Source organism: Streptococcus pluranimalium (genome assembly GCF_047785745.1).
Taxonomy (GTDB): domain Bacteria; phylum Bacillota; class Bacilli; order Lactobacillales; family Streptococcaceae; genus Streptococcus; species Streptococcus pluranimalium_B.
This window is the reverse complement of the sequence record NZ_JBLOJT010000006.1, coordinates 39,493-48,723: the sequence shown is the minus strand read 5'-3', so window position 1 is coordinate 48,723 and position 9,231 is coordinate 39,493. Positions and strand designations below refer to the sequence as shown.

Sequence of the window (9,231 nt, the reverse complement as noted above, 5' to 3'; positions counted from 1 at the left end):
CCTTTTTTAAACAGTTGTTTTTAGCATAAATAATGTGACACCAAGTAGCAGAAAGGCTAAAATCGTTAGACTATCAGATAACTGCCACTTGAGTTGACGATATTTTGTCCGACCATCTCCACCTTGATAACCACGTGATTCCATAGCAGTAGCTAAAGCATCGGCTCTCTTGAAACTTGACGCAAATAAGGGTATCAGGATAGGAATAATCGTTTTAACTTTCTGCATAAGGTTTCCCTCACCAAAATCAACACCACGCGCCCTCTGTGCATTCATGATTCTCGTCGTATCATCCATTAAAGTTGGAACAAAACGTAAACTAAGCGATAGCATTAGACCTATTTCATGTGCTGGTAGTTTGAAAACACGTAAAGGTTTTAAAAGAGACTCCACTGCATCAGCTAAACTTAAAGGCATTGTCGTCAAGGTCAATATCGTTGACATCAGAATGATTAAAACAAAACGCATGAAAATCAACAAAGCCTGAGCCAAGCCAAAGTCCGTAATTTTAAATACCCAAAAAGTAAATAATGGATTCCCCTGTGTCGTAAAGAAAACTTGAAACAAAGTGGTAAATAAGATAATCCCAATCATCGGCTTGACACCGTTAATAAAGAACTTGACTGGAATCTTGGAAAGAACAACCCCAATCAAAGTAAATACTAGCATGATGATATTAGTCACTACATTATTTGCCCAAAAGACAACAATAATGAACAACATCATTGCGATCAATTTACTGCGAGGATCCAAGCGATGGACAAGAGAATCACCAGGAATATAACGACCTAATATTAACTTATCCACGTTTAATTGCCTCCTTAAACTGTTCTATTGTGATCGGTAATGATGGTAATACGAGACCTCTTTTTTGCAACTGATAAGCAAATTTTGTGATTTTAGGCACTCCAACCTTCTTTTCTTCTAAAAAAGCAACATCTTGGAAAAGATTAATCGGTCTTCCTTGAGCGACGATTTGCCCTTTTTCAAGAAGATAGGCACAATCAGCATAATCAGCAACATCATCCATCAAATGCGTTACCAAGACAATAGTCATTCCTAGATCATGTAATTCCTTGAATAAGGTCATTAACTCTTTTCGCCCTCTAGGATCTAGACCAGCTGTCGGTTCATCTAAAACAAGTATTTCTGGTTGCATAGCTAAAATACCTGCAATGGCAACTCGACGCATTTGCCCACCTGATAAATCAAATGGATTTTGATCAAATAAATCTTCAGAAATTCCTACTTGTTTCAAACTCTGACGAGCACGGTCTTCAGCTTCTTCTACAGACACACCAAAATTTTGTGGTCCAAAAGCTACATCCTTTAAAACAGTTTCATCAAATAACTGACTTTCAGGAAATTGGAAAACCAGTCCGACCTTTTGTCTTACTGACTTGATATCTTTAGGTTTGGAAGACGAAGCAATCTCAAAATCATCAACATAAACTGTCCCTTCAGTTGGGATATTCAAACCATTTAAAAGCTGCATAATCGTTGATTTACCTGAACCAGTATGTCCAATAAAAGCCGTATATGAACCCTTTTCAATCGTCAAATCAATATCAAAAAGGGCACGCCCTTCAAAGGGTGTCCCAGCTTGATAGGTATAACTTACATTTTTGAGAGAAATTCCCATAAGTCATCTTCCAATTCTGTTTCTGTTCTATATTCTTTTGGTTGCCATCCAATGTCCTGCAAAGATTCCTGCAGACGAACGGTAAATGGTAAATCTAAACCAAGAGCCACCAAATCATTACCTCGTGAAAAGAGTTCTCTAGGCGTTGAAATGGACTCAATTTCACCCGACTTCATGACAATAACACGATCACTAAGAGCAACTTCATCCAAATCATGGGTAATTGAAATGATTGTCATATCAAACTGCTGGCGAATTTTTTGAATAGTCTCTAACAATTCATGACGTCCATCTGGATCCAACATGCTCGTTGACTCATCAAAGATTAAAATTTTAGGTCGAGTTGCCAGAGCACCTGCAATAGCTACGCGTTGCTTTTGTCCCCCAGAAAGTCTAGCAGGTTCACGTGTTTTAAATGTCGTCATCCCAACTAATACCAAAGCTTCTGTGACTCTATTGGTCATTTCAGAATGACTAATACCCTTGTTTTCAAGACCAAATGCAACATCATCTTCAACAGTGGCACCAACAAATTGATTGTCAGGATTTTGAAAAACCATACCAATATCTTGTCGAATTTCCCAAATATTTTCTTCAGTTAACTTTTTACCAGAAATGTGAATATCACCTGATTCTGCTAGTAACAAACCATCGAGTAACCGAGCTGTTGTTGATTTTCCTGAACCATTATGTCCTACAATAGACAACCATTCTCCAGGTTTCACGTGAAACGAAACATCTTTTAGAGTATAATCTTCTTGATCTTCCTGGTATTTAAAAAATAAATTTGAAACCTCAATCATAAGCTCACTCATCATTTAAAAGTGTCTTTAAACAAGAAACCAGCACCTTTGAAATAATCATATCCTGAGTAAATGGTAAAGAACAGAGCGATATAAAGCATGACTGTTCCTAGAAAGTTTAAGTGACATAGTAATAAAATAACTGCTAACATTTGAGTCACTGTTTTAATCTTACCAGGCATAGCTGCTGCCAAAACTTCACCACCAGTTTCAACCAAAAGTAAACGAAGTCCCGTTACAGCCAACTCACGACAGATAACAACTGCTGATACCCAAGCTGGCGCCATTCCCAAACCAACAAGCATGATAAAGGCACTCATCACAAGCATCTTATCAGCTAATGGATCAGCGAACTTACCAAAGTTAGTCACCACGCGCCATTTACGCGCTAAATAACCGTCTAGGTAGTCTGTAAAACTTGCTACTGCAAAGATAATCGCTGCTACGGTATGACCAAATAGACTATTAGAAAAAGAGGTTAGTAGTAAAAAGAGAGGAATCATGAGGATGCGAATTACAGTTAATAAATTAGGAATATTTTCTTTTTTTGTCATTGTACCTTACTCAATCGTTAATGTGATGTAGCCTACTGTATTGGCTAATAATGATGATAAATCAAGCTCCTGACCGTTTACAGTGATTTTTATGCCAGAAGTGTTTCCAAGCGTTATAAGGGTTCCATTAGTAGTCTCAGACAAGACTACACGAGTCGTTGGAACTTCTTGACTAAGAGTTGCTCCTGACTCATAGTTTGAATTAGATACCGAAAACCATATTTCTTGTGCTCCATCTGACAAACTAAAAACAATATCTATAGGTTTTCTGGCTTTAGATAAGTGTGCTGTCAGATTAATACCATCTACTGATGGAGTAACCTCAAGAATCGGTAATTCACTAGATGGACTCGTTGAGGATTCACGGCTTGTTGACCTTTGCTGAAATGTTTGACTTTCTTCTTGGTTGACATTCAAATCATCATGTTTCCAAAAAACAAAGAACATTAAGCTAACCAAGATAATCAAGACTAGCATAGACACCATAGGAAAGAAAAAGTTCTTTCTTGTTGACGATGTTTTTATTTGACGATGACTAGTCCATTTTTGCCCACCATCTGATCGGCTGTAAGACGCGGTATCCTTCTTCGTTTCTTCATCGTTAGAAACTATTTGAGCTGCCAATCTCTCTTGCTTTTCAGCGACAGCAATATGATAATCACGTAATAATTCCTCGTGATCTAAATCAACCGCTTCAGCATATTTTTTGATATAGGAAATTTCATAAGATTTACTTGGTAAAAGTGAAAACTGATCCATTTCCATGGATAGAAGATAAGAGGACTTAATTCCAGTTACTGACTCCAAATCATCAAGGCCAAATTGCTTAGATTCACGACCATCTCTTAGTCGCATTCCAACTGATTTTTTTATCACGTACTATCCCCTCATTTCTAATCCTTTTTGTTAATCTCTAGTATATCAAAAAATACATTATTTTCCCATGACTTATTTTGGAAAAATAGTAACAGTGGTTGCTTCCATATGAGACACAAAATGGTTTGCTATCTTATGGATATCTTCCAATGATATCTTACGGATAAGTTCTCCTGTTTCCAAATAATCTGTACCATCCGCCAAAGCAAGTGTCACTTGATTGGCTAACTGATCAATCGAATCTAAAGATTTTATAAAATCACCATACATTTCTTTTTTCAAAAGAATCAGGTGCTCTTCTGAAAAGTCAGCATTAGTTGCAAATGTTTGGAACAATCTCTTCACTTTTCCAGTCATAGCAATCGGCTGATCCGTATCAAAAGTAATCGTTACAAATTTAAATTGTGAAGTGACTTCAAGGTGAAAATCAAAAGAATAATCAATTAGCCCGTTATCATACCAAGCTTGATAGGTCTCAGAGGTCCATCCCAGTAACATAGATAAAAACAACCTCAAGCCTGTCTTATAGTACTGACAAGTCATTCCTTCTAGCTCATCTACGACCCTAAAGCCCAATCCTAGCTTAGGTTGCGTGACATCCATTGACAAGCGACTTGATGTGACAATAGGAAGTGTTTGAATCGGCATAATAGTGATTGGCGTGTTATCGATATCCTTGTTTACAAATCTGTCAATTACATTGACAATGTTGTCAATTTCAATTTCACCTACAATAACCATTGTTAATTGATTCAGTTGATAAAAATAATCATGGGCGGAAGTCAGATCACTCAAACGAATTTGTTCTATAGTCTGTTCATTTCCTGCAATGTCTTCACTCAAAGCTGTATCGGGATATAGGTTAGCTAAAAGGGCTTTATTCATTTGATAATCACTATCATCTTCATACATCAAAATTTCATTTTGAATAATTGGCCGTTCCTCATTAACACTCTCCTGTGTCATATGCCTTTCTCTGACTAAAGTAATCAGTTGTTTGATACCTTCCTTAATCTCATTAACTGTTGAAAAATAGTAAACTGTTTGCTGATAAGTCGTAAAGGCATTGGCCTCTGCTCCCAGAGCTGTAAAATCTTCTAAAGCATCTTTACCATCACTCATTTCAAAAATCTTATGTTCTAAAAAATGAGCCACTCCAAAAGGATAATCTACTTGATCATCAGCAAGTTTAATGGAGCTAGCAGTAGATCCAAAATTAGTTGCAATCATCACTTGCTTTTCATTAAAGTTTGGACGAGGTATCAAGACCAACTGTAAACCACAGTCAAGCTTTACATGCTGAACTAACAGTTTCAAATCTGGATATTCGCGATTATTTCTCTGCAATCTTAAGCGTTCCCTTCTAGAGTATATATGGCTTGTAACTTCATTCTTTTAGCAACGGCAATGATAGACTCTTTACTAACATTGTCAATCTCTGTCAACAAGTTGTCAATTGAATTATCTCTATTAAAGTAGTGGTGATGATAGGCTAGCTCAATGGATTGTTTAGGGTAATCCTGAGCAGCTAATAGTTGATTTTTTAATACAATTTTTGCTTGCTCAATTTCAGCTTTTGTCACTTTTCCTAAACGCAATTCTTTAGTCTGTTTTAAAATCAGTCGTAAAGCTAAGGTTTTATTCGCTTTTTGAATCCCCGCATAGATTGTGAATAATTGTGAAAACGAATCATAGTGACTTCCGATAGCATAAGCCAATCCCTTCTTCTCCCTAATATTAACAAATAATTTGGAAGTAGGTAGCTCCCCTAACAACGCATTGTAAACGGCGACTGATGCCATTTCCGGATCACCATAGTTAAAAGGCAGATGATAGGCAATCGTTAAAATACTTTGCTTACTGTCTTTTTGCTCCAGATATTCTGAAATGACATTAGTATAATCTTGTTTGTAAAGTAGAGTTAAATCTAAATGACGTTCTTTGAATGGAAACTGGTGAAAAATCTTGATGACTTCATAATCATCAAAGTCACCGACAATAAAAATGTCAATTTGATCATGTTGCAACATGCGTTGAAACTCCTGATAGGCTGTGAAAGAATTTTCTTTTTCTAAGAGTTCTTTAGTTGTCAATGTTGACAAAGCCTGACAATCATCACCAAAAAATTGTCTTTTAAGTTCTTGGTCAGCTACATAAAATAAATCTTCATTTTCAGTGTCAATCGCTGCCATAACATTTTGTTTTTCTAATTCAAAACTAGCAGGCTGGTATTGCTCTGTCGTGATTAAAGGATTGAACAAAATCTCTTTAAAGACATCTAGTAATTCTTCTAATAACGAATGCGATTCAAAACTATAGGCATCACTAATCACAGAGGCATCGATGTCAACGCAATGTGTATACCCTTTTGTCATAACGTTAGTTGACAAGCTTGCACCATAAAGACTAGCTAATTTTTTTCGCAAATGGCGATTGGTTGGGTAAGCTTTACTGGCAGTCTCTAGCATCTGAGCAACTAAAACTCTTCTTGCTACATTTTTCTTATCCAAGTAACCACTAAAACGGCATTTGACCTGAACAGTTTTCAAAGATTCATTCTTAATGAGGTGCAAATTGACACCTTTGACAATTTCCATTTAGGCTCCTTTGAGAAAGAGTAGTTCCATAAATTATACCATTTTTTATGGTATAATGGCTTCAAATAAGATATGGAGAGACTAATGGATTACAAACTATTTGACGACTATATTACCCTACAAGCTCTTTTAAAAGAAACTAGCATCATCCAAAGTGGAGGTGCTATAAAGGGCTATTTGGCTGACAATACTGTCCTATTTAATGGTCAAGATGAAAAACGTCGTGGGAAAAAATTACGTCGTGGGGACAAAGTTGAACTGCTTAATCAGGGGATCACGATTACTCTTATTCAGCCAAGTAAAGAAGAATTTAAACAGCACCAGCTTGATTTAGATGAAAAAAATCGGGTAGCTGAATTAGTAAAAAACATGAATAAAGACAATAAGAAACAGGTCAAAAAAGCTAATAAAACAGCAAAAACTGCCAAACAAACTAAAAAACCTGTGCGCTTTCCTGGTATGTAAATCATGTGGATTGAAAGCATTACTCTCAACCACTATCGTAATTACCTAGATATTTCAGCTAACTTCTCTCCGAATTTGAATGTTTTTATTGGTCGCAATGCCCAAGGAAAGACGAACTTTTTAGAAGCTATCTACTTTTTATCCCTGACACGTAGTCATCGTACGCGCTCCGATAAAGAATTGATTGCTTTTAATCAAGATAATCTTCATCTTTCTGGCATTGTTCATAAACAAAATGGTAAAGTGCCTTTAGAAATTCACCTATCAGATAAAGGGCGCATCACAAAGGTCAATCATTTAAAACAAAATCGCCTGTCAGATTATATCGGGAATTTAACAGTCGTTTTATTTGCTCCTGAAGATCTTCAGCTGATTAAAGGCTCACCCAGCTTAAGGCGAAAATTTTTAGATATTGATTTAGGACAGATTAAAACCATCTATCTATCAGATCTAAGCCAATACAATCATGTCTTAAAACAACGGAATGCCTATTTAAAAAATACTGAGAAAGTTGACACCACCTTTTTATCAGTCTTAGATGAACAACTGGCTGACTTTGGTAGTCGCGTTATAATACATAGACATCAGTTCATTAAAGATTTGGAAATTGAGGCAGCTAAGCATCATGCCACTATTTCAGAAGATACAGAGACACTAACAATCACTTACAATTCTTCTGTGAAGTTTACAGATTTGTCAACATTGCGTCAAGATTATTTGCAACAACTGACAAATCAACATCGACGTGATATCTTCAAAAAAAATACTGGTATCGGTCCACACCGAGATGACATAGCTTTTTTTATCAATAATATGAATGCTAGTTTCGGTAGTCAAGGTCAACATCGTAGCTTGATTCTCTCCTTAAAAATGGCTGAAATTGAACTGATTAAACAGTCAACAGGAGACTATCCCATTCTTTTACTTGACGATGTTATGAGTGAACTTGACAACTACCGACAAGCTAAATTACTTGAAGCTGTCTTAAAAGAAAACGTGCAAACCTTTATCACTACAACAAGTCTAGATCACCTTAAACAAGTTCCAGAGAATATGACTGTCTTTACCATTAATCAAGGTACAATAAAATCAGGTTCCTAAACAGAACCTGATTTTTTAATATGATTTTACAATACCTAATAGGACTGCTCCAATAACAAATAAAACTGTGCCAATAAAAATCCATTGGAGCTCTTTTTTAGTCTTTTTCTCCCCAAGAAAGAGAATACTTGCTGCAATGGAAATAACCGTTCCTAATTGTGAAAAACTAAAAGCAATTGCCAAGCCAGCTTGAGCGGCGGCAAGTAACATAAAGATGTTACCAATTCCCCATAGCAAACCAACAACAGAATTTTTTAGAACAACACGTTCAAAAGCAACATTCCCTCTCATAAAGAAGAGCGCCCCTAAAAACATTCCAACTGCCATTGGCAGTAACACAGAAAGGGCATCGAATTTCATGATATTGTTAAATAAAACAGCATAAGAAACATAGCCGAGTGTTGAATAAGTCAAAGCTCTAAAACCTTTTGGAAAATCTCTCTCTGCCAAACCTTCAATAGACTCTGATTTATCCTGACGACTTGAAAAGTAGAAACCAACAAGCAAAATCACAAGCGCTGATAAACCAAGAACAAATTGAATTGTTTTCGTCCATTCATGAAAAACAAGAGCTCCAACTAAGCTACCTAATAGCAACTGAGAACCACTTGAAAGAGGTTGTGCTACAGAAACACCCATATACTTCATGGCATGAAATTGACCATTTTGCCCAACAGACCAAAGTAAACCTCCAATAATACCAAAAATCCAGAGCGTCCACGTCATTTCAGGTCTGACAACAATCCAAGAAACAAGTGCAAATAAAAGTGCTCCGATTGTTAAACCAAGTGTTTGTTGATTGGCAGTACCACCAATCTTATTTGATGTAAATCCAATCAATCCCCATGTAAACATAGGAACCAATGCAAAAATAATACCTTCCACAATAGATACCTTTCATTAAAAAATGTCATTAAATATATGCTCTTAACATCATAGGCAAACCATGACTAAGCATTATGATAAAAATCATAACTAAAATACTTTAATAAAGTTTACTCGCCTTGTCAATGGTTTTATTTATTTCTAATGTCAAAACATTTCTTATTTTTGTAAGTCACCAAAAGAGACTAGAGTAAAAATCCTAGTCTCTCAATTCTTATTAAATAGCTAATCAATATTCAGTGGTTAAGTGGGTTCTATTGCGCTAATTTTATCAGTTTTTACAGTTCTACACCACTCTGCAAACGTGA

10 protein-coding genes are annotated in these 9,231 nt (G+C 36.1%); 2 read left to right on the top strand and 8 right to left on the bottom strand.

Going from position 1 to position 9,231, the window contains the following annotated elements; all coding sequences use genetic code 11:
• Nucleotides 1-6: 6 nt before the first annotated feature.
• The 7 genes from ACMZ6U_RS02080 to yfmF form a co-directional block, all read right to left on the bottom strand.
• Nucleotides 7-807 carry an energy-coupling factor transporter transmembrane component T family protein gene (locus ACMZ6U_RS02080; RefSeq protein WP_416105996.1) on the bottom strand — a complete coding sequence of 267 codons (801 nt, stop codon included), beginning with the start codon at nucleotides 805-807 and terminating at the stop codon, nucleotides 7-9.
• Nucleotides 800-1,642, bottom strand: a complete 843-nt coding sequence (locus ACMZ6U_RS02075; protein ID WP_416105995.1) for an energy-coupling factor transporter ATPase — start codon at nucleotides 1,640-1,642, stop codon at nucleotides 800-802. The genes ACMZ6U_RS02080 and ACMZ6U_RS02075 overlap by 8 nt, the downstream gene beginning before the upstream one ends.
• A complete protein-coding gene (locus ACMZ6U_RS02070; RefSeq protein ID WP_416105994.1) occupies nucleotides 1,618-2,445 on the bottom strand; it encodes an energy-coupling factor ABC transporter ATP-binding protein in 828 nt (275 codons plus the stop codon). The genes ACMZ6U_RS02075 and ACMZ6U_RS02070 overlap by 25 nt, the downstream gene beginning before the upstream one ends.
• 11 nt (nucleotides 2,446-2,456) lie before the next feature.
• Entirely contained in the window at nucleotides 2,457-2,999 is a 543-nt protein-coding gene (gene pgsA / locus ACMZ6U_RS02065) for a CDP-diacylglycerol--glycerol-3-phosphate 3-phosphatidyltransferase (protein WP_416105993.1), read from the bottom strand.
• 6 nt (nucleotides 3,000-3,005) lie between these two features.
• Entirely contained in the window at nucleotides 3,006-3,875 is an 870-nt protein-coding gene (locus ACMZ6U_RS02060) for a helix-turn-helix domain-containing protein (RefSeq protein WP_416105992.1), read from the bottom strand.
• Nucleotides 3,876-3,947: 72 nt separating this feature from the next.
• Nucleotides 3,948-5,222, bottom strand: coding sequence for an EF-P 5-aminopentanol modification-associated protein YfmH (yfmH, locus tag ACMZ6U_RS02055; protein WP_416105991.1), 1,275 nt, complete (start codon nucleotides 5,220-5,222; stop codon nucleotides 3,948-3,950).
• A gap of 2 nt (nucleotides 5,223-5,224) precedes the next feature.
• Nucleotides 5,225-6,472, bottom strand: coding sequence for an EF-P 5-aminopentanol modification-associated protein YfmF (yfmF, locus tag ACMZ6U_RS02050; RefSeq protein ID WP_416105990.1), 1,248 nt, complete (start codon nucleotides 6,470-6,472; stop codon nucleotides 5,225-5,227).
• Nucleotides 6,473-6,556: 84 nt separating this feature from the next.
• Here yfmF and yaaA point away from each other — a divergent pair, with 84 nt between their 5' ends.
• Nucleotides 6,557-6,937 (top strand): S4 domain-containing protein YaaA, encoded by a 381-nt coding sequence (yaaA, locus tag ACMZ6U_RS02045; protein ID WP_416105989.1) that lies wholly within the window; start codon nucleotides 6,557-6,559, stop codon nucleotides 6,935-6,937.
• A 3-nt stretch (nucleotides 6,938-6,940) separates the two neighbouring features.
• The gene (gene recF, locus ACMZ6U_RS02040; protein ID WP_416105988.1) at nucleotides 6,941-8,038 is read left to right on the top strand and encodes a DNA replication/repair protein RecF; all 1,098 of its coding nucleotides are present in this window, start codon (nucleotides 6,941-6,943) and stop codon (nucleotides 8,036-8,038) included.
• A gap of 15 nt (nucleotides 8,039-8,053) precedes the next feature.
• Here the strand turns inward: recF and ACMZ6U_RS02035 are convergent, their stop codons facing one another.
• Nucleotides 8,054-8,923: a GRP family sugar transporter gene (locus tag ACMZ6U_RS02035; RefSeq protein ID WP_416105987.1), complete on the bottom strand. Its 870-nt coding sequence runs from the start codon at nucleotides 8,921-8,923 to the stop codon at nucleotides 8,054-8,056.
• Nucleotides 8,924-9,231 lie beyond the last annotated feature (308 nt).

Bases quoted from the DNA above. Each gene is read 5' to 3' on its own strand.
- ACMZ6U_RS02075 (WP_416105995.1), bottom strand. From the start codon at position 1,642: ATGGGAATTTCTCTCAAAAATGTAAGTTATACCTATCAAGCTGGGACA.
- ACMZ6U_RS02070 (WP_416105994.1), bottom strand. From the start codon at position 2,445: ATGATTGAGGTTTCAAATTTATTTTTTAAATACCAGGAAGATCAAGAA.
- pgsA (WP_416105993.1), bottom strand. From the start codon at position 2,999: ATGACAAAAAAAGAAAATATTCCTAATTTATTAACTGTAATTCGCATC.
- yfmF (WP_416105990.1), bottom strand. From the start codon at position 6,472: ATGGAAATTGTCAAAGGTGTCAATTTGCACCTCATTAAGAATGAATCT.
- yaaA (WP_416105989.1), top strand. From the start codon at position 6,557: ATGGATTACAAACTATTTGACGACTATATTACCCTACAAGCTCTTTTA.
- recF (WP_416105988.1), top strand. From the start codon at position 6,941: ATGTGGATTGAAAGCATTACTCTCAACCACTATCGTAATTACCTAGAT.